Below are 21151 nucleotides of genomic sequence, written 5' to 3' on the forward strand. Positions count from 1 at the left end.
GTCGTGCTCTCTTAAACCGCGCCCGGACGCAACCGCAAGCTATTCAGCAGCGTGTCCCATGTTTGCAGTGCGCCAGTCTCGTCCACTGGCGACGTTGCTTGATCCGGCGGCAGATCAGGGGAGGGGGAACCCAGCAACAATTGGATTGCCGTATGCGGCTTCGCGAGCGTGCTTGGATCACCCGGAGCCAGCAGGTAGAAACGATACGACGTAATCGGGCCGTCCTTTAGTTCGAATAACACTTCTTCGCCGTCCATTCCGCCCACCGTGCGTTTGCCTTGACGCAGGATGCGATAGCTCCCGCTGCCTGCGACCCGATCCATCTGCGCACGCAGGTCGGGCAATGTCTTGGTTAGTGGCTTCCCTTGATCCTGACTGATGGACTCCCGCATCTGGATCACCAACAGCGCCGGACGTCCCGGCATCAACGCAATAGACTGGCTCAATTCTTCCGGGTACGTAGACGAACCTGTCACGATTCCACCGTCGAAACAGAAACCCGATTCCGTCGGCACCGACCAGTTATCGCGTGCTTTTATGCGCCGATAAACATCCCTGTAGATTCCATCTGCGTCATTAAGGGCTGTTTCGCCAATGCTGCCGGTCGTATGAAATAACATATGGTCGTCGTAAAGGTAGCCTTCGGTGTGAAATGGCAGGCTGACGCCTTTTGCTACGCCTTTCTGAAAAACAAAGACCTTAGAATCCTTCGTCGGTGCAATCATCTTTTCTAACCATGAGAGTCCCGTTTTTTCTTCTAAATTTATCGGATTAACGCGCTGCCTGGATTTCAAGTCTTTTTCTAAAGCTCCAACTTTTGATTGATAGATCTCAAGCGATGTTTTGTACTGCGTTTCGAGTTTTTCGCCCCGGAACTCATACCGCTGATTAGAAATTTCACTCGTCGAGGGACGGTCGAATACAAAGCGACCGACACACCACGGACGCGGCTTGGACAACAAAGGATTGGTCATCGTCGGTTCCCCGGAGTAGGTTATCGAGCTGGCGCACACGCCCACCACCACAATCAGAATTCGTGAAATACGAGTCAGCATGACGGCTCCCGCGCTTCTTGCGCAATTTGTACAATGCTATAGAGCAACGCCCATCGGGTCCACGGATGGTTGTAGCTGAACTGATGTTCGTAGCCACCTTGATCGAACACCATCTGTACACCCGGAGCCGCACCGCCACTTGCACTGCTTGCGGGGGCTTCTGCCGACCATACGGGCACTGTGCCGTCACCTGGAACGATGCCATTCTTGCTTGGGTCGGTTGTGGTGCTACCGGGAGGAAGCTTTGCCACCTTTTGCACTTCGAATTCGACGACCAGCTTACGCGATTCCAGATAGATTCGCAGGTTTCCCTTGCCCGAATCCGAATTGGGATCGACATGCAAGAAGGTCGCGGCACGCAGTTCATCTTCCGTCACATCGGCCGGCAGGTTTCCGGTCCAAATCACCGTGCCCCATCCCAATAGATCTTCAAGCTTCTCGCCCGGCTCGATAGCGGGTTTACCTTTCTCCCCGCTCGGCCTAGATTTTTCTCTCGACTCCAGTCCGCCACCCGCATAAGAAATATACGTCTTCCCGTGGTAAGCATCTTTGATCTTACTTTGCCTGGTTACGACATCTAGCATGACATCTTTGAAGCCGCTAAAAATAGTCTCTTTATTTCCCTTTGCTTTCAAACGTTCATTCACAATTCCAGCCGGGTCGAGCAATGATGCATCTGGCACCAATCCGTACCACTGTGGATTTGCGTAAATATCGCCGTACGCGTTGCCACCTTTCGGCAACTGCATTACCGGTTGGCCATTGATCCGCGCAAATATCCACCACGGCTCACCCTTGTGATAGTCCGGCATCGGTAATAGCTCCAGCGGCCCCGGTGCGTTCGCTGCAACCGCCGTGAACTCCGCCGCGTTGTTCCCGACCAGGCTGCCGTTGATGAAGCCCTTCAACGCGCCCTCGTTACCGGCTCCGGTCCTGAACCGCTTCGCCGCAACCGGGGCGCCGGTTGCGGGCTGCACGCTATGAAACACCCCATACATCAGGTTCCCCGCGCCGTGCATCGCAATCGCCATCCGTGCGACCAGTCCACCCATCGAATGCGTCAGAATGATCGCCTTGTCGGTATGGTTCTCTGCGATGATTTCCTTGATGCCCATCAGGCGCGTTATCTTCTTGGTCTTCGGGTCTTTGTAATCCGAGCCGTTTATTACATCGAGTCCGGATTTTTCGTTCGATTGCAGCCAGTTATAGCCAATCGCATAGACCCGATATCGAAACTTCGCGAAGTGATTGAATGCAGTCGATTTCTCGTCAATCGCTTGACCCTTGCCCTGCGTCCCCGCGTCGGTCGCCCCATAGTCGGCAGGTTCGGTTCCAAGCAGCGGCTTGAGCGCCCACTTCTCACCCGTTGAATCGGGCGTCACCCACACCCCATGCGGCTTACCCATAAACTTAGGGCGATTGAGTTGTTCTTCCAGCCAAGCCAAAACCGGGTGATAGCTGGTCCGGTGTATCGACCCCCACCCCCGGCGGCGTGCTTCCGCCTCGTCCACGTACTGCTCCGGGCTATCGTTCTCGCCATGTTTGCCGACATTGATCGGCCCATGTGGCGTCACCGCCGCCTTGGTCGGATCGAACTGCGTTTCGCGCGTGGACGCGCCCTTGAACCACAATCCAAGCAGTGCGGGAAGTCCGCCCAGGTTCCCCAGCATCCCGTCCGTGTTCGGTGCGAAGAACATCTCGTCGCCGGTATCGGTGTTCGTCAAGAGCGAGCCCATGACGCCCGGCAGGAAGATCACCGGAATGATGGGCCGCACGTCGCACAACAATTCCTTGCTGCGCGTGTCGCTCGCTGGCGTCAACGTAAAGTGGCCGTACGACGATCCATCCGGAGCAGTGCGCCCCATCACCTGCACGACCTCTTGCTCGGCCGCATCGCCATCGGACGGCGCACCGCCGCCCGGATTGTCAGTCGGGTTATCGCTCATCGTGGATTGCTCTAATCATCTTGTTTGAATTGGGATGTCATGCCGACGTGTCGCCCGTGCTCGGAGTAGGGCGCAAAGCGTGGAGTTTCAGCGACTCGACATCCTCGTTCTTCTGCTCGGCAATGTGCCCCAATTCGTTCGTCATGCCTTTGATGCGCGTGCCGTCGCCGCGCACAATCTCGTACGGATGGTTTTTCATTACTTCGCCCGTGATTTGATTTCGCAGTACGTACGGGTCATTGAATTTCGCCTGCGGCAAGCTGTTCAGGTGCTGCGCGACGGAACTCGGCCCCTGACGGCTGAAGGATGCAGACTTGACCGTGCGCGGGCCTTGCGTGCCATCCTCGATGCCGTCAGCCGTCCACCGGGTGTACGAACCACCGGCCTTGATCCAGATTTCATCGGCATCGAGCACGATGCGCTTGGCCTTCATCGTCACGTCTTTGCCCGCGTTGATGCTCACGTTGTCGGTGTTGGCCGACATTTTGATGGGGCCTTTCGCCGTGACAAAGAACGCGCCAAGTTTCTGCGCGAAGAAACTGACCTTTTCCGCTGCCGCCACGATCATCGCTTTGCCCGTCGCAACATGGGTATTGCCGTTGCTGACGATATTCGCCTCGCCCTCGGCAACGATATGGGCCGATCGATCCGCTACGAGCGCAAGGTCTTTCGGCGTCGATACCAGAATGTTGGGCTGCGCAAATCCGTTCGCGCTGCCCGTGCCGCCGCCCGCCGTCACGCCGCCTGACGTTGAGCCTGATACCGCGTGCTGAATCTCCTTCGATAACCCCTTGAGCGCGTCCTGGCCCGCTTGCAGGGTTTCCGCCTGCGCGGTCGTGCTTGCGCTCGATAGGGACTCGACCAACATGCCCGCCTGCTGCAACTGGGTTCGCGCCTCGTCCACGCTCATCTGCTCGTCGTCGTAGCCCTTCGGATGCGTACTGATCGACAAGCCCTTGCTCGCGCGAACCGCACCGAACTCGTCGGCGTGCAGGGCGAAACCCGAACCCAGATATCGGCCGCGCGTGTTGCCGTCCTGCTGAATCAGATAGCCCTGCATCAGGGCGGCATAGCTCTTGCCCGTGTAGCTGATGATCCGCGTGCCGCTTTGATGCGTGGCATCGTCGTGGACAAATGCGTTGTATGCGCCCGTGCCGCCAAACCCTTGCGACTGGAATCCCGACAGCAGGACGTTCGAATGCCATTGCGAAGGGGTCGTGCCGCCGTTGACGCGCCCCAAAATGAATGGCTTGTCGCAATCGTTTCCCCAATAAGCGACGAGTACCCATTCTCCGGCTCTGGGCACATGAACCGAACCATAGCGGTTACCCGTGTCGGCCTGCATGGTCGACAGCAGCGGCGACGATCCGAACGCATCGTCTGGATTCTTCCGGTCCCACGCGAAATGCACGCGGACCTGATTGCGTTCATTCGTCCACGCCTCCATCCCTTTCTGTGTGACGACGATGGCGTGCTCAATCGTCATCTGCGGCTTCCGATGCACAAGCGGGCTACGATATTCGACGCTCGCCTCCTGTGCCTCGACTTCCATCACGAAGAATCCCGCCGTTCCATCCACGACGTGCCCCGGTGTCGAAAAGCGTGTCCCGTGTGCCGCCTGCTGCTCGGCCAGCGTCGCACGCAGACTGCGCGGATATTCGGTCACCTGCTGACCAATCGGTACGTTGTTTTCGATAAACCAGCGCGCCTCGATCACGAGGAATTCCCGCTTCGCCGGGTCACTGTCCGCATGGCGCGGGTGGTTGTTCAAGGTGAACCGCAATCCCGCATCGAGCCACCGTAGACCAGCGACGCCGAAATACCGGCGCGCGCGTGATTCCCAGACTTGCACGCGGCGATGCGCACGCGTCTCGCCGCTGTCCATGTCGGCATAACCGTAGGCCGTCGGCTCGTAGATCGTCATCGGGGCGCGCGGAATACCATGTGTGTACCGGTGTCGTCCATCGTCTTCGACATAGGTCGTCGATTGCAGCGCACTGCTCGCCTCAAAATGTGAGGTTGGCCGTTTGTAATCGAACGAGCGGGACATGAATTGCAGGCTCTGCATCGTCTGCATGATCGCCCATTGCGTGAACCCGTCGGCCTCGTGGTCGGTGTTGCCTCGATAGTATTCAGCGGGTTTCGCTGCCGGCAATGTCGACACGCGATCTAGAACGATAAGGGTCGTTTTTGGCGATTCGCCGTCGCGTGTTGGCTCATGCACCCAATAGAAGTACCAACCTTCCTCTTCGAGAAGGCGGTGGACGAAATGCAGGTCGGACTCGCTTTGCCGACACCACGAGCGCACAACCGGCTCGTTCGTCAGATCGAAGCGGAACCGCCCCCGAAGCTGCGGATACCGATTGAGTATTTCTGAAATGATTTCGCGCGCATCTTTTTCGAGCCATCCTTCGTCGTTGCGGGAATGGCTCAGGAAAATCAGGGCGGAGGAAAATTCGAGCTGGTACGTTGACAGACCGCCGTCCCCGCCCAGATAGCCGACCTGATGCACAAAGCCGTGCACCGGACGATAAACCGGATCGGCATACAGCACAGTCCGCTGCTGAATCCAAAGGGTAACGGGCTGGTGCATCAACGAAAGCAACGCGGTGTCGTCGTTCAGCGACGCCACATCGACCGTCCAGTGGTAGTCGCCGCCGATGCCGGACGATCCGCGCGCCCGCAATGGCGTCAATGCGTTTTTGCCGAGCGGGGTGTCCAGCATCAACAGCCGGTCACGCTGGAGCATTCCCCGGTGGACGGCCTCATAGAGGTCGCGATATTTCAGTTCCCCGAGCTTGGGTGGTCTGAGTACCATTTTTCGTTATCCTTTCTCTCAGGTTCGACCGTCAAGAAAGTGACACGAGGACGGTCAGCCATGACGACCAAGGGTCGCTCGCGCGATTGTAGCTTACGTCAGACGAAACCAAGGATTGGCGTCAGAATCATTTGACAATCGCTGATGCCCGCTCATGTCCCAAATAACCGGATTGCATGCGCGCGGAATGATCGTCGCGAACGCCGTGGAGAACCCCCTCGCAATATCAATGACGAGCCGGCCTCGTCGTATTGCCGCCGTATTTCGCCATCCAGTATCGGGAGGCGGTCAGGCGCAATCTATTGTCGCGTGACTATTCGTGCGCCGGAGACGCCCTTTCATGCGCTGATGCGCGGCTCAGGCGAGCCTTGCGCGCGCCGCTTCACGCCGGGCAGCACGCAGAGCATCTCGTAAGCGAGATTCGCGCCGACGAGCGCCGTGGTGCCGAACGGATCGTACGGCGGCGCGACCTCGACGAGATCGGCGCCGACGATGTCGAGCCCCCACGCGCCGCGCACGATCTCGAGGCCCTGCGGCACCGTGAGGCCGGCGATCTCCGGCGTGCCCGTGCCCGGCGCGTACGCGGGATCGATGCCGTCGATGTCGAAGCTCAGATAGACGGGGCCGCCTTGCACGCGCGCGCGCACCTCCTCCATCAGCGGCGCGAGCGACCGGTTCCAGCACGCCTCGGCCTGGACGACGCGAAAGCCCTGGTCGCGGCACCAGTCGAAATCCTCGGCCGCGTAGCCGGTGCCGCGCAGCCCGATCTGCACGACGCGCCCGCAGTCGAGCAGGCCTTCCTCGACCGCGCGGCGAAACGGCGTGCCATGCGCGATCTTTTCGCCGAACATCGTGTCGTTGACGTCCGCGTGCGCGTCGACGTGGATGAGGCCGACGCGCCCATGCCTGCGATGCATCGCGCGCAGGATCGGCAGCGTGATCGTGTGGTCGCCGCCGAGCGTGACCGGGCGGCAGCCGTGCGCGAGGATTTCGTCGTACGCGGTTTCGATCCGCGCGATCGAATCGGCGAGGTTGTACGGGTTCGTCGCGACGTCGCCGACGTCGGCGACGCGCAGCGAATCGAACGGCGCCGCGCGCGTCGCCATGTTGTACGGGCGCAGCAGCACCGATTCGCTGCGGATCTGGCGCGGGCCGAACCGCGCGCCCGTCCGGTTCGACGTGCCGAGATCGAACGGCACGCCGACGAAGCACGCGTCGAGCCCCGCGGCGCTCGCCGCCTGCGGCAGCCGCATCATCGTCGCGATGCCCGCGAAGCGGGGCATCGCGTTGCCGCTTTGCGGCTGAAAGTCGTGAGCCGGCATCGTTTTCCTCCATCATATCGAATGCGCCGTATCATGCGGATACGACGACAATTGGCGTTGTACGCCGCCAAAATGGCGGCTTGAATCATGAAGATCGAACATTCACATTGATGAATGTCGATGCATCAGCGGCGCTCGCCAAGGAGAACGCATGCTCGGCACCCTGACGGACCTGGACCTTCGGCTGATCCGCGTGTTCGTCGCGGTGGCCGACGCGGGCGGCGTGAGCGTCGCGCAATCGACGCTGAACGTCAGCCAGCCGACGATCAGCACGCAGTTGTCGACGCTCGAGACGCGCCTCGGCTTCCGGCTGTGCGAGCGCGGGCGCAGCGGCTTTCGGCTGACGGCGAAGGGCGAGCGCTTCTACGCGCTCGCGAAGAAGCTGTACGCGGCCGTCGACGAATTCACGAGCGAAGCGCGGCACATGGACAAGACGCTCGTCGGCACGCTCTCGATCGGCCTCATCGGCCACACGCCGATCAGCGAGAACGCGCGCGTGAGCGAGGCGATCGCGCGCTTCCGGCAGCGCGACGAGGCGGTGCGCTTCGTGATCTCGGTGCGGCCGCCGGGCGATCTCGAGGAACGGCTGCTGGGCGGCGACGTGCAGATCGCGATCGGCTATTTCTGGCATCGCGTGCCGACGCTCGAGTACGCGCCGCTCTTCATCGAGCGTCAGGTCGCGTACTGCGGGCGCGGTCATCCGCTCTTCCGGCGGGCCGGGCGGCTCGCCGCGGCGGGCGTCGCGGATTTCGAATGGGCGTGGCGAACCTATCCGTCGCCGGAAGTGACGCTGTCGACGACGCCCGCGAAAGTCACCGCGCACGCCGACAACATGGAGGCCGTCGCGCTGCTGATCCTGTCCGGCCATCATCTCGGCTATCTGCCGCAGCATTTCGCGGCTCCGTACGTGAAGCAGGGGCTGCTCAAGGCGCTGAATCCCGGCGCGCTGCGCTACGACGTGACGTTCGACGTGGTCACGCGGCGCGGCGGCCGGCGCGATCCGATCGTGCAGGCGTTTCTCGACGATCTGACACACGCGCACCGGGGCGACGCGGCGCACGCGTGAGCGGCGATCCGCTCGAAATCCGCTCGATTTCCTGCATGACGCCCGACGGTGCGCGCCCCGTTTTTTTCCGCGGCGGCGCGCGCGGGTGGACCTGTTCCATTTGAGCCAGGTCAAGTCGGCCGGCTTCGACTGCACGCAGTATGCATTCGGGCGAACGGAGTTTCGCCGGCGCGCGTGCGTCGGCGGGATCGCAACGGAGCAATGCAATGGAACGTGGGGACGGGCATCGTCGACGGCGAAGGCTGGCCAGGTGGATTCATGCAGTCGGGCTGAGCGCGCTGTTCGCAATCGGCATCATGTGGATCGGCGCGGCCGTCGATCATCCGGTCGAGCAGGCGATCGTCGACGGGATGGCGGCGCCGGAATGCGCGAGGGTGCGCGCGATGCCGGCGGGCTCGCTGCTGTCGGCGCAGCAGCCGGACAGCGCGGTCTGCCAGTCGTTCTTTCTGTACCGGGCGGCGTATGTCGACGCGGCGAGCAACCCGGACGGCTATTCGGCGGCCGTGATGCGGGCGCGCGTCGACGAGTTCTGGCAGCTCGTCGGCTATGTGCTCGCGCTGTGGTTCGTGTTCGTCTGCGTCGTCGTCGGCATCGTCCTCGTCGTGCGGCGGCTGTTCGAGCAGCACACGAGACACCACAAGTCGACGCCCACTTGAATCGAATCGCGCGGGCCCGCGCCGGGCGGGCGCGGCCGCGAGGCGCGCGACGCAAACCCGCGTCGTTGACTACGATCAATTGCCACGCTCCGAACCGTAGCAGCATGAGCGTTACGCCATACGAATAATGCTCGTGTGCCATGTCCGATTTCCTGTCCCTGCGTCTGCCTCCCGAAGCGCTGCGCCGCGTGTGCGACCCCGCGCAGCTCGACTTTTCCACGACCGCCGAGCTGCCGGACCCCGACGGCATCGTCGGGCAGCAGCGGGCCGTCGACGCGATCCGCTTCGGCATCGAGATCGCGCACGGCGGCTACAACCTGTTCATGCTGGGCCCCGCGGGCGCGGGCAAGCATACGGTGCTCGACCAACTCCTGAGCGCGCGCGCGAAAGCGGAGCCGGCCCTCGACGGCTGGTGCTGCGTGCACGACTTCGCGCATCCGCACAAGCCGCACGCGCTGCGCCTGCCGCCCGGGCGCGCGTGCCGGTTGCAGCGCGACATGGCGCAGCTCGTCGACGAACTGCGCGCGGTGATTCCCGCGACGTTCGAGAGCGACGCGGCCGCGCAGAACGTCGCGCTGATCCGCACGCCGCTCGGCTTTTCGCTCGCGCCGCAGCCCGTGCCGCTCGACGTCAAGGTGATCCTGTTCGGCGATCGCTGGCTGCACTACCTGCTGCACGAGCCCGCCCCGGATTTCTGCGAGCTGTTCAAGGTGTCGGCGGATTTCGAGGAGGACTTGCCGCGCGATCGCGGCGGCGGCGTGTCGCTCGCGGACACGCCCGTGCGGCAGTCGCTCGCGGTGACGGGCTCGATCGATCAGCACGGCGACGTGCAGGCGATCGGCGGCGTCAACGAAAAGATCGAAGGCTTCTTCGATCTGTGCCGCGCGCGCGGACTGACGGGCGAGCAGGGCGTCGTGATTCCGCGCGCGAACGTCAAGCATCTGATGCTGGGCGAGGATGTCGTCGGCGCGGGCGCCGCCGATGCGCAGGGCGATTTCCCGCGCGACAGCGTCAACGGGCGGGTCTGCGCGAAGCTCGCGTCGTTCGCCGATGTGTGGCGCACGTTCGCGCAGTCGCCGTCGGCAGGCGGGCGGCACCGGTGGCGGCCGGCGGTCGACGCACACGTGCGGATCGTCGCGACGAAGGGGAGGCGCAATGAGTGAACCGGCGAATTTTCTGGCGTTCCTGCCTGCGGGCAAGGGGCTGATGTGCGCGACGACGATGGCCGTCGTCGACGAGGACGTCTACGGCTGGTACACGGGGCCGAGTGCGCGCGGCCTCGTCGCGGCGTTCTTCATGCTCGAGCACTACTACTCGACGCACGAGACGGCGTTCTATCACAGCGTCGACGACGACGCGCGCGGGCCGTGGGTGCTCGCGTGGCCGAGCGTCGAGATCGATGCGGGGCGGCTGCCGCCCGTGTCCGATGCGATGTGCGCGGAGCTCGAGCGCATGCAGGACGCATTCGCCGCCGAATGGCTGTTCTATTGCGACGATCCGGCCGCGGCGGCCGAGGCCGCATGGTATCGGACGCAGGGGCTGCCGCTCGAAGGCGCCGGCATCCGGCATGCGCGGCTCAATCGGCTCGACCGCGGCGGGACGCTGTGGACGTATGCGTCGCCGTCGCTCGATCTGAACATCGTCGACTGCTTGCGGCAGCGCTGGCCGCTCGATTACGCGCTCGCGCCGTAGCGGCGCGCCGGCGGCCGCGCCGCGTCGTCACGACGCTCGCGCGGCCGCGCCGGCCGCGAGTTTCGCGCTCAGGCGACGCATCCCGTTGAAGATCGCATCGGCGACGTCCATCGGAAAATCTCGCGGCAGCCTGGCCGATACTTCGTCGGCGACGCCCTCGGTGCGCGCGGTCAACGCGCTGATGATGTCGTCGACTTCGGCCGGCGCGAAGCCGACGCGCTGGCCCTGCGCGATCCAGTGCCGCCGCTGGATCTGGTGGATCAGGTAATGGACGTGCTTGCCGCGCACGCCCATCGCGAGCCGCGCGCGCTGCGCCGGCAACCGGTTCGCCCCGCGGCCGATCACCGGATGCGCGGACAGCACGTCGTAAAGCGGCGTCGATCGATAGCGGTTGCCCGGCAGATGCGCGATGCTGAAGTTCTTCGCGTGGCCGTCGGTCGCGGCGAGCAGCCAGAACACGATCTGCGCCGCGAAGAACGCGTAGCGGTCGGCCGCGCGCTCGGAGCCGGCGAGCACGCCCATGATCGTCTCGATGCCCGGCCCGCCATCCGCCTGATATTTGTCGAGCGCGGACGTGCCGGTTGCCTGGCACATGTCTTCCTGCGGCAGGCGCAGAATCCAGCGCGCGTCGCTCGACGGCCTGCGGTCGAAGCGCTCGACGACGAGCGCCTTCTGGCCGTCGAAATGCGCGATGTCGCAATGCGCGACCGGCAATCCGTATGCGGCGACGATCTTCGAGCACAGCCATTCGTTCTCGACCGACGTGCGCATGTCGGCGCGCCGGTTGCCGACGAGCCCGAGCGGCAGCTTCAGGATGTGCGTGGTCGGCGTGCTGCCGTCGGGCAGCAGCCAGCGGCCGCGATGGCGCAGCAGCGCGGTCTTTTCCTGCGCGCCGGCGATCGACAGGCGCAGGTCGTCGAGCGGCTCGTGCTCGCCGGCTTGCGGCGCGGACGTGATGTCGCGCAGCAGGCGTGCGATGTCCGCATCGGCGAGCGCGTGGCCGCGGATGCGTTCGAGATCGTCCGGCGCCTCGTCGGGCGGCAGCATCTGCAGCGCGCCGACGCAATCGCGGCCGAGCGTCGCGAGCAGCTCGAACGGCGACGTGCCGCCCGTCCTGTAGCGCATCGCGATCCGCCGGCGGATCGGCTCGCTGTCGGGCAGCAGGTTGTCGAAGTAGTCGCTGACGAGCCGGCCGCGATACGGCTGGTTGCCCGGCGTGAACGGCAGCGACAGCGACAGCGGGCGGCCTTGCGGGTCCGCGATCCATTCGTCGAAGTAGACGAGGCGCTCGCCGTCGCGCGCGTGCTCCCAGTAGCCGACGGGCAGGCCGTTCATCCACAGGTGCAGGCGCGCGGTGCGCGCGCGGCGCGCGCTCACCAGTCCTCCCGCTGCTTCGGGGCGGCGCGCTTGCGCGCGGGGCGGGGCGTGCGCTCGGCGGCGCGCGGGGCGGGCATCGGCCGGCTCGCGGCCTTGCGCGCGGGCGCAGCGGCGGCCTGCTTGACGGCCTGCTTGGCGACTTGCTTCGCGGAAGTGGTATGGACGTGGGTCAGCGTGAGCTCGACGTCGAGCACGCGCAGCACCTTGAACAGCCGCTCGACGCTCGCCGACGCCGGGTTCGCCTCGAATTGCGCATACGTCTGCTGCGTGACGCCGAGACGGCTCGCGAGCATCGCTTGCGTCAATCCGGCCACCTTGCGGAAGCCTCGCAGGATGGGCTGCAATTGGTCGAGCGTCTTGATCTCGTGTTCGATGATGATGGCCATGCGCGCACCTGATTGAAGTACAAGGGATTGCCTGTAATCGAGGAAAACAGTTTATATGCTGTAAATTGAATTTACAAGGTTTGGGCTGTTTTTTATAAAAACAGCTTATATCCTGTATTTTGCCGGGTGTGAGCAGATCGCGCGACGGCGTGGGAGGGGCGATTTGTCGCGGCGTGGCTTGCGTGCCGAAGCGGCCGTCGGCGCGGCAACGTTTGCGTGCGCGCGGTTTTTCGTTTGCGTATGACGATTCGCGCATCGTCCCTGTTTTCAGGCGGTTCGGGCCGCGCCGCGGCCGTCGGTTTCCCGTCAAAAATTGCGCCGGCCCATGCGCTTTTAAACGGCGATGTCCCGTATAATTCGCAGCTTTTTGACAGTCTGACGATCGGCTTCATTCGGGCCTCGCATCAACGCCGGACACGGCGGGCGGCGATCGCGCGATCGAAATCGTCAGACCGAAAAACGGCAAGCCGACGATGCCGTTCCGGCGCGTCCGCGCGATCGCAGTGCCTGCGTTCGCGCCGCGCGCTCAGGAGGAATTTCCCGGCAGGGCGGCGCGCGCGGGGGATTTCCGCGCGCCGGCCGCAGCGTGACATGACGGGGGCGTTGCCGTTCGGGGCGGGATGACGGCGCGCGGTCACGCACGCGAACAATCGACAGCCACAGGCCGTAAGCGGTCTGTCGGCCGGCAGGCCGCTCGCGCCTGCGCGGACGATTGCGCGCGACTCGATTTCGAGACAGTCAGCAGGCCAATCCAATGTTCGCCGACAACAGGCCAGGTTTTTCGCGGGGAAGCTACGGACATCGACGCACGGCAGTGCCAGTCGTCCGGCATCGAGGCCGGTTTCGCCTCGGCGCGGCGGCGCCGATGAAGCCGATTGCAACGTTTGCGTGCGCATTCGCGATCGCCGCCGCGCTCGTTCATCCTGTTCCATCGCTCGCCGCCGGCCAGGCCGGCGCGTCCGCGCCGCTTGCCGCCTCCGCGCCGCTCGTCATGCCGCTCGCCGCGGCGGCGCCGTCGGGCATCGCCGGCGCCGCGATCCGCGTGCCGTTCGCGACGCTCGGCGCATACGAGCCGCTGCGCCTGCGCGGCAGCGATACCGCGCGAACCGTCAACGTCGGCGTGCGGCTCGACCGGATGGTCACGGCCGCGCGGCTGCGGCTCACGTATACGTATTCGCCGTCGCTCGTGTTCCCGGTGTCGCATCTGAAGGTGTCGATCAACGGCGAAGCGGTCGCGACGCTGCCGTTCGACAGCGCTCACGCGGGCCGCGCGATCACGCAGGAGATCCCGCTCGATCCGCGCTACTTCGCCGATTTCAACCAGATCGAGCTGCGCCTCATCGCGCACTACACGCTCGATCATTGCGAGGACCCGGAGCATTCGGCGCTTTGGGCCGACGTGAGCCCGACGAGCGAATTGATCTTCGACGAGGCTTCGGTGCGGCTGCCGAACGATCTCGCGCTGCTGCCCGCGCCGTTCTTCGATCGCCGCGACAACAGCCGGCTGCGGCTGCCGTTCGTGCTGCCCGCGACGCCCGACGACGCGACGCTGCGCAGCGCGGGCGTGCTCGCATCGTGGTTCGGCGCGCTCGCCGATTACCGGCACGCGCGCTTTCCGGTGTCGTCGGCGCTGCCCGCGAGCGATCATGCGGTGGTCGTCGGCACGGCGGCCCGGTTGCCGGCGTCGCTCGCGCTGCCGCCGATCGACGGGCCGATGCTCGTCGTCGCCGACAATCCGGCCGCGCCCGACAAGAAGCTGCTCGTCGTCACGGGCCGCAGCGCGGCCGACGTCGACGCCGCGACGAACGCGCTCGTGCTCGGCAACGCCGCGCTGTCCGGCCCGTGGGCGCGCGTGTCGCGCATCGACATCGGCGCGCCGCGCAAGCCCTACGATGCGCCGCGCTGGGTGCCGGTGAACCGGCCGGTGACGTTGCGCGAGCTCGTCGACAATCCGGCCGACCTGCAAGTGCGCGGCAGCGCGCCCGATCCGATCCGCCTGAACCTGCGCGTGCCCGCCGATCTGCATTCGTGGGGCGGCTCGGGCGTGCCGCTCGCGCTGCACTATCGCTACACCGCGCCGACCGTGCGCAGCGATTCGATGCTCGCCGTCGAGATCAACGATCAGCTCGTGCAGTCGTACCGGCTCTCGCCGCGCAGCCAGGACGCGCGCGGCCGCGTGCAGTTGCCGCTCCTGTCCGGCGCGGACAGCCGCGCGACGAACGACGTCGACATCCCGGCGTTTCGCGTCGGCAGCGCGAACCAGTTGCAGTTGCGCTTCACGCTCGATTCGGAGAAGACGGGGCTTTGCACGGGCGTCGCGAGCGAGCCGCAGCGCGCGGCGATCGATCCCGATTCGACGATCGATTTCTCGCGCTTCATCCATTACGCGATGCTGCCGAACCTCGCGTACTTCGCGAACAGCGGCTTTCCGTTCACGCGCTACGCGGATCTTTCGCAGACCGCGGTCGTGCTGCCGGAGCGGCCGTCGCCCGCCGAGCAGGAGGCGTATCTGACGATGCTCGGCCACATGGGGCAGTGGACCGGCTTTCCGGCGCTGCGCGTGCAACTCGCGCGGGCGGCCGATGCGCCGCGGATCGCGGACAAGGATCTGCTCGTGATCGACGGCGCGCCGCCTTACGCGCAACTGGCGAACTGGCGCGACGCGCTGCCCGTTGCGATCGGCGCGGCCGGCGGCGGTTTTTCGCGCGCGGCGTTCTCGGTGAAGGAGCGCTGGCGCGACGACGCGCGCTCGCCGTCCGGCGGCGCGCGCTTCGAGCAGAGCGGCACGCTGGCCGCGCTGTTCGGCTTCGAGCGGCCGGGCAGCGACGGGCGCAGCGTCGTCGCGCTGACGGCGACCGATGCGCGGCATCTCGGCGATCTGCTCGACGTGTTCGAAAAGCCCGGCCTCGTCGCGCAGTTGCAGGGCGACGTCGCGCTCGTGCGGGCGGGCGCCGTCGAGAGCCTGCGCGTCGGCGAGCCCTATCTCGTCGGCTACGTGCCGTGGTATGCACGCGTGTGGACGGCGGTCGCGAAGCATCCGGCGCTGCTCGGCCTCGTCGGCGCGGCGGCCGGGCTGCTGCTCGCGCTCGGCGCGTTCGGCGCGCTGCAGCGGATCGCCGCGCGGCGGCGGGGGATCTGACGCGATGGCGCGGCCGGGGCGCGGCGGGCGCGAGGCGGGGGAGGCGCGAGAGATGCGACAGGCGCGGGCAGGCGCGGCGCAGCGGCGATCGTCGCGCGGGCGGCGGATGCTTGGGCGCGTGGCTGCGTGCGTCGTGGCGGCGGGCGTCGCGGTGGCGGCGCTCGCGGCGATGTCGGGAAGCGTCGCGTGGGCGGCGGAGCGGGCACGGGGCGATGACGAGCGGCTCGACGCTGGATTGCGCGACGCGGCGGGTGCGATCGCGGCGTCAGCATCGGCATCGATGTCGGCATTGCCGCCGGCGGAGCCTGCCCGCGCGTCCGCGGGCGCCGCCGCCTGCACGCCGTCCTGGCCGCGCTGGGCGCGCTTCAAGCGCGATTTCGTGTCAGCCGACGGCCGCGTGATCGACGTCGGCTCGGCCGACGAGCGGACCGTGTCCGAGGGGCAGGCGTACGGCCTTTTCTTCGCGCTCGTCGCGAACGACCGGCCGGCGTTCGACGCGCTGCTCCGCTGGACCGAGGACCACCTCGCGCAGGGCGACCTGGCCGCGCATCTGCCCGCGTGGCTGTGGGGCCGAGCGGCGGACGGCGCGTTGCGCGTGCTCGACGCGAACGCCGCATCCGACGCCGATCTGTGGATCGCGTACGCGCTGCTCGAAGCCGGGCGCCTGTGGCGCGAGCGCAGCTACACCGCGCGCGGCGCGCTGCTCGCGAAGCGCGTGCTCGACGACGAGACCGCGACGCTGCCGGGGCTCGGCCTCGTGCTGCTGCCCGGCCCGACGGGCTTTCGGCCGGCGCGCGACGCATGGCGGCTGAACCCGAGCTATTCGCCGCCGCAGGCGATTCGCGGGCTCGGCGCGCATCTGCCCGGCGACGCGCGCTGGGCGCGGCTCGCGGCGAGCGTCGGCCGCGTGCTGATCGACAGCGCGCCGCGCGGCTTCGCGCCGGACTGGGCGCTGTACCGCCCGGACCACGGCTTCGAGCCGGACGCCGACACGCACGCGGCGAGCGCGTACAACGCGATTCGCGTCTATCTGTGGGCGGGCATGCTCGACGCGGACGACGCGCTCGCGCGGCCGCTCGCCGCGCATTTCGCGCCGTTCGCCGCGCACGTCGCCGCGCACGGCGCGCCGCCGGAGACGGTCGATGCGACGACGGGCGCAGCCGGCCCGCACGACGGCAACGCCGGGTTTTCCGCGGCGGCCGTGCCGTTTCTCGATGCGCGCGGCGAGCGCGCGCTCGCCGACACGCAGGTCGCGCGCATCGCGCGGCTCGAACGCGAGACGGCGAGCGGCTACTACGCGAACGTGCTGACGCTGTTCGGGCTCGGCTGGCGCGACGGGCGTTACCGGTTCGCGGCGGACGGCACGCTGCGGGTCCGATGGAGCGAGCCGTGCTCGATGCCTGCTCGTTGAAGGCGGCGCCGAAGGCGAAGCGGCTCGCGGCTCGCGCGCGATGCGGCGCGCGGTTCGCCGGGATGGCGACCGCCGCGGCACTCGCGAGCGTTGCTTCGATTGCCGTGTTCGCCGCGCCTCGCTTAGCGTTTGGCGCGGCGACGGATGGTTTCGCCGTGGCGGCGGCGGGGCAATCGTTCGCTTCCGTTTTCGTTCCCGCAGGAGGGGAGCCGCGCGCATCCGGACGAGCCGTCTCGATGGCGAAGGCATTGTCGCCGCGGTTCTCGCCGGGCCCGCGCACGTCGTCGGACGCGATGTCCGTGCGGACCGAATCGACACCGCCCAGCGCGCCGCATCGGCACGCGCCGCTTGCCGCGATGCGCGCGCGCACGGCCGCGGCGTCGTCGCCGTTCGCGCTGGCCGGCCCCGAGCCGGCCGCGCTTCGATCGATCGCGCCGCCGTATCCGACGCCGGCTGCGCAAGCGCCGGCGATCCGCTTCGTGCCCACCTTGCCGCGCGGCGCGTCGGCGACGCCGCAGCCCGTCGCGACGCCGCACGCGCCCGATGCCGACGCCGCGCGCGAGCTGTACGCGACCGCGCGCATGTGGGCGAACAAGCACCGCGACGACCTCGCGCGCGACGCGCTGCGCAAGGCGTTGCTGATCGCGCCGCGCGACCCGGCGCTGCTCGCCGGGCAGACGCGGGTCCTGCTGCGCGCCGGTGACGCGAAGGGCGCGCGCGCGTCGCTCGAACGCCTGAGGCAGGCGGCGCCCGGCGCGCTCGTGACGCGCCAGGTCGACGACGAATACCGCGTCGCGACGAGCGGCCGCGAGGAGATGGCGCAGATTCGCCTGCTCGCGCGCAGCGGGCGCGGCGACGAAGCGGCTCGCCGCATCGTCGCGCTGTTTCCGCACGGCGCGCCGGCGGGCTCGCTCGGCGCAGAGTATTACCAGATCGTCGCGAGCGCGCCCGACGGCCGCGCGCGCGCGATCGACGCGCTGCGCCGGACCGTCGCCGCCGATCCGGCGGACGTCGACGCGGCAACGGTGCTCGCGAAGCTGCTGAACCAGCGCGGCGACACGCGCGCGCAGGCGAACCGGCTCGCATGGTCGCTCGTCGCGCGGCCGGACACGGACCGGCGCGCGTCGCTCTCGCTGTGGCGCAGCGTGCTGCAGTCGGCGGGGCGCGATCCCGCGTATCTCGACGCATTCCGCGCGTATCTGACGTTCGTGCCCGACGACGACGAGTTCCGCGGCGACGCCGCCGCGCTCGAGCAGCAGCGCGACGCGCGGCTTCGCCTCGAACGCGATCCGGACTACATCGCGCAGCAGCGCGGCCTGCAGGCGCTCGCGCGCGGCGATCTCGCGGCCGCCGAGCCGCTTCTCGCGCGCGCCGCGGCCGCGCGCGCGGGCGACCCGGACGCGGTCGGCGGCCTCGGGCTGCTGCGTCTGCGGCAGGGCCGCCACGACGAAGCGCGCGCGCTGTTCGTGCGCGCGGCCGCGCTCGCACCGGACAATCGCGAGAAATGGACGAGCCTCGCGGGCACCGCGCGCTTCTGGGGCACGCTCGCGCAGGGCCGCGCGGCCGCCGCGCAAGGGCGGCCGGAGGACGCGGAGCGCGCCGCGCGCGCGGCGCTCGCGCTCGAGCCGGACAACGCCGACGCGAAGCTGCTGCTCGCCGATTCGCTGCTCGCGCGACGCGACTGGCGCGCGGCGGAGCCGCTGCTGCGCGCGCTGCTTTCCGCGCGCGCGCCGAGCGTGTCGGCCGCGCGCAGCATGCGCACGCTATACGAGGAAACCGGCCGCGCCGATGCGTTCGGGCCGCTCGTCGACGCGCTGCAAAGCCGTTTCGCCGCGGCCGACGATCGCGCGGCGCTCGCACGGCTGCGCGCCGAGCTGCTCGCGCAGCAGGCGGACGCGCTCGCGGCGGCGGGAAAGCGCGGGCCGGCCGCGCAGCGCTACGAGGCGTCGCTGCGCATCGCGCCCGATGCGCCGTGGGCCCGCTTCGCGCTCGCGAGCCTGTATCGCGACATGGGTTTGCCGCAGCTCGGCCGCGCGGTGATGGACGACGGGCTCGCGGCGTCGGACGCGGCCGACATGCGCTATGCGGCTGCGCTCTATCGCAACTCGCTCGACGACGTCGCGCTCGCGCAGGCCGTGTTCGCGACGATTCCGGAGGCGAGCCGCACCGACGGGATGCGCGCGTTCGCGCGCAAGCTCGATGCCGAGGCGGCGCTCGCCGATGCGCGGGCCGCGCTCGCGCGCGACGATCGCGCGGCGGCCGACGCCGCGCTCGACCGCGCGCAACGCGCCGCGCCCGACGATCCGGACCTGCTCGCGGCCGTCGGCGCGCAGTGGATCGACCTCGGCGAAGTCGAGCGTGGCCTCGCGCCGCTGCGCGACTGGATCGCCGCGCATCCGAGGCAGGCGGACGCCGGCGTGCGGCTGCGCTACGGCGATCTGCTCGGCGGCGCGCAGCGCGACGACGCGCTGGCCGCATGGCTCGGCGCGCTGCGCGACAGCGGCGCGCCGCTCGACGCCGCACACGCCGCGCGCCTCGAGGATCAGTCGCTGCGGCTCGTGCTGCGCGAAACCGACGACGCGCTCGATCGCAACGACTATGAGGCCGCCGGGCGCCTGCTCGATCGCGCGAGCCCGGCGGGCAAGGCCGATCGCCGCTATGCGCTCGAGGTGGCCGAGCTGGCGCGCGCGCAGGGCCGCTACGACGCCGCGCGCGCGGCGCTTGCGCCGGTGCTCGCGCGTGCGCCCGACGATGCCGACGCGCAGCTCGCGCTCGCGCGCATCCTCGACGACGACGGCGAGCACGCCCGCGCGCTCGCGCTCGTGCGCGACGTGCTCGCGCGCACGCCGCCCGACGACGTCGACACGCAACTGTCGGCGTTGCGCCGGCTGACCGCGCTGCGTCGCGCCCAGGAGGCGGCCGCGCTGGCCGACACGCTGCGCGCCGCGTATCCGGCGCGCGCCGACGTGACGGTCGCGGCCGGGCGGGTCGCGCAGGCGCTCGGCCGCTACGACGACGCGGCGTCGCTGTACCGGCAGTCGCTCGCGCAGGAGCGCGCGGCGGGCGCCGCGCCGCGCCGCGACGGCGCGACGCCCGCGCAGGCCGCATGGGCCGACCTGCAGCAGCGGCGCGATCCCGAGATCGAAGCGGGCTGGCTGCCCGCGTACAAGTCCGGCGACGAGGGCGTCTCCGCGTATCGCGCGCATCAGGTGCCCGTCTATCTGCAGATCCCGTATCGCTACGACGGCCATGCGTTCGTTCATCTCGACGCGGTGCGGCTCGATGCGGGCACGCTCGACACGAGCGATCCGAAAGCGTACGCGCTCGGCACGTTCGCGACGCATCCGGCGCTCGCCGACGCGTCCGCCGTGCCAGGCGGTGCGCTGCGCCAGCGCGCGACGGGCGTCGGCGGCGGCATCGGCTACCGCAACGACGCGTGGCGCGTCGACGTCGGCACGACGCCGCTCGGCTTTCCGGTGCATTACGTCGTCGGCGGCGTGCGTTACCGGTTCGACGCGGGCCCGGCGAGCTTCTCCGTCAGCGCGTCGCGGCGGCCGGAGACGGGCAGCGTGCTGTCGTACGCGGGGCTGCGCGATCCGTGGACGGGCGCGACGTGGGGCGGCGTGCGGCGCGACGGCGTCGGCATGCATGCGTCCGCCGACATCGGCCGCGTGAACCTGTTCGCCGATCTCGCCGCCGCGCGGCTGACCGGGCGCAACGTCGCCAGCAACGCGGCCGTCACGCTGCGCACCGGATTCATGACGCCCGTCTATCGGCGCGCGGACACGCGCGTGAGCGCGGGGCTCGTCGGCAACGCGTGGCACTACGCGCAGAACCTGCGCTACTACACGTACGGGCAGGGCGGCTACTACAGTCCGCAGCGCTACCTGTCGATCGGCATGCCGATCGAATGGGCGGGGCGGCGCGGCGCGTTTACGTGGGACGTGAGCGCGACGGTCGGCGTGTCGAACTCGTTCGAGCGCGATTCGCCGTATTTCCCGAACGGGCTGCCGGATTCGGCGCTCGTCAAGTCCGCGCAGGCGCTCGGCAACCCGGTGTTCTCGCGCGGCTCGACGCGCGGCGTGTCGTTCTGGTACGGGTTCGCGGGCGTTGCCGAGTATCGCGTGAACGGGCGGCTCGCAATCGGCGCGCGATTCGATGTCGACCACGCGCACGATTACGCGCCGAGCGCCGGGCTGCTGTACGTGCGCTACGCGTTCGACGCACGCAAGGACAGCGGCGGCTTCTCGCCGTCGCCGGTGCGACTCTATTCGAGCTACTGA

The 21151-nt window shown here is 67.8% G+C and carries 13 protein-coding genes and 1 pseudogene; 7 read left to right on the plus strand and 7 right to left on the minus strand.

Features of this window, described 5'->3' with window-relative positions; genetic code table 11:
- Positions 1-11: 11 nt before the first annotated feature.
- The 4 genes from WT16_RS27200 to speB form a co-directional block, all read right to left on the minus strand.
- Positions 12-1055 carry a T6SS immunity protein Tli4 family protein gene (locus WT16_RS27200; protein WP_231892117.1) on the minus strand — a complete coding sequence of 348 codons (1044 nt, stop codon included), beginning with the start codon at positions 1053-1055 and terminating at the stop codon, positions 12-14.
- Positions 1049-3001: a hypothetical protein gene (locus tag WT16_RS27205; protein ID WP_063534638.1), complete on the minus strand. Its 1953-nt coding sequence runs from the start codon at positions 2999-3001 to the stop codon at positions 1049-1051. The genes WT16_RS27200 and WT16_RS27205 overlap by 7 nt, the downstream gene beginning before the upstream one ends.
- 37 nt (positions 3002-3038) lie before the next feature.
- Positions 3039-5819 (minus strand): type VI secretion system tip protein TssI/VgrG, encoded by a 2781-nt coding sequence (gene tssI, locus WT16_RS27210; RefSeq protein WP_063534639.1) that lies wholly within the window; start codon positions 5817-5819, stop codon positions 3039-3041.
- A 338-nt stretch (positions 5820-6157) separates the two neighbouring features.
- Entirely contained in the window at positions 6158-7141 is a 984-nt protein-coding gene (speB, locus tag WT16_RS27215; RefSeq protein WP_063534640.1) for an agmatinase, read from the minus strand.
- Positions 7142-7292: 151 nt separating this feature from the next.
- Between speB and WT16_RS27220 the strand changes: the two genes are divergently transcribed.
- From WT16_RS27220 to WT16_RS27235, 4 genes are all read left to right on the plus strand, one after another.
- Complete coding sequence (locus tag WT16_RS27220) at positions 7293-8207, plus strand: LysR family transcriptional regulator (RefSeq protein ID WP_059932277.1); 915 nt, start codon at positions 7293-7295, stop codon at positions 8205-8207.
- A 206-nt stretch (positions 8208-8413) separates the two neighbouring features.
- The gene (locus WT16_RS27225; protein ID WP_063534985.1) at positions 8414-8863 is read left to right on the plus strand and encodes a hypothetical protein; all 450 of its coding nucleotides are present in this window, start codon (positions 8414-8416) and stop codon (positions 8861-8863) included.
- A gap of 140 nt (positions 8864-9003) precedes the next feature.
- A complete protein-coding gene (locus WT16_RS27230; protein WP_082875030.1) occupies positions 9004-10026 on the plus strand; it encodes a Lon-like protease helical domain-containing protein in 1023 nt (340 codons plus the stop codon).
- Positions 10019-10555, plus strand: a complete 537-nt coding sequence (locus WT16_RS27235) for a hypothetical protein (protein ID WP_059932273.1) — start codon at positions 10019-10021, stop codon at positions 10553-10555. Before WT16_RS27230 ends, WT16_RS27235 begins: the two co-directional genes overlap by 8 nt.
- Before the next feature lie 27 nt (positions 10556-10582).
- Here the strand turns inward: WT16_RS27235 and WT16_RS27240 are convergent, their stop codons facing one another.
- The 3 genes and pseudogenes from WT16_RS27240 to WT16_RS35745 form a co-directional block, all read right to left on the minus strand.
- Complete coding sequence (locus WT16_RS27240) at positions 10583-11932, minus strand: type II toxin-antitoxin system HipA family toxin (RefSeq protein WP_063534641.1); 1350 nt, start codon at positions 11930-11932, stop codon at positions 10583-10585.
- The gene (locus WT16_RS27245; RefSeq protein WP_063534642.1) at positions 11929-12318 is read right to left on the minus strand and encodes a helix-turn-helix transcriptional regulator; all 390 of its coding nucleotides are present in this window, start codon (positions 12316-12318) and stop codon (positions 11929-11931) included. Before WT16_RS27245 ends, WT16_RS27240 begins: the two co-directional genes overlap by 4 nt.
- A gap of 333 nt (positions 12319-12651) precedes the next feature.
- A pseudogene (locus tag WT16_RS35745) lies at positions 12652-12940 on the minus strand (hypothetical protein).
- Between the two features lie 243 nt (positions 12941-13183).
- Between WT16_RS35745 and bcsB the strand changes: the two are divergent.
- From bcsB to WT16_RS27260, 3 genes are read left to right on the plus strand one after another with little or no spacing between them, the layout of a single operon-like run.
- Positions 13184-15457 carry a cellulose biosynthesis cyclic di-GMP-binding regulatory protein BcsB gene (gene bcsB, locus WT16_RS27250; RefSeq protein ID WP_063534643.1) on the plus strand — a complete coding sequence of 758 codons (2274 nt, stop codon included), beginning with the start codon at positions 13184-13186 and terminating at the stop codon, positions 15455-15457.
- 4 nt (positions 15458-15461) lie between these two features.
- Positions 15462-16868, plus strand: a complete 1407-nt coding sequence (gene bcsZ, locus WT16_RS27255) for a cellulose synthase complex periplasmic endoglucanase BcsZ (protein WP_063534644.1) — start codon at positions 15462-15464, stop codon at positions 16866-16868.
- On the plus strand, positions 16835-21151 hold the full coding sequence (locus tag WT16_RS27260; protein ID WP_063534645.1) for a cellulose synthase subunit BcsC-related outer membrane protein: 4317 nt from the start codon (positions 16835-16837) through the stop codon (positions 21149-21151). Before bcsZ ends, WT16_RS27260 begins: the two co-directional genes overlap by 34 nt.

Source organism: Burkholderia sp. MSMB1589WGS (assembly GCF_001636105.1).
Classification (GTDB): Bacteria; Pseudomonadota; Gammaproteobacteria; order Burkholderiales; family Burkholderiaceae; genus Burkholderia; species Burkholderia humptydooensis.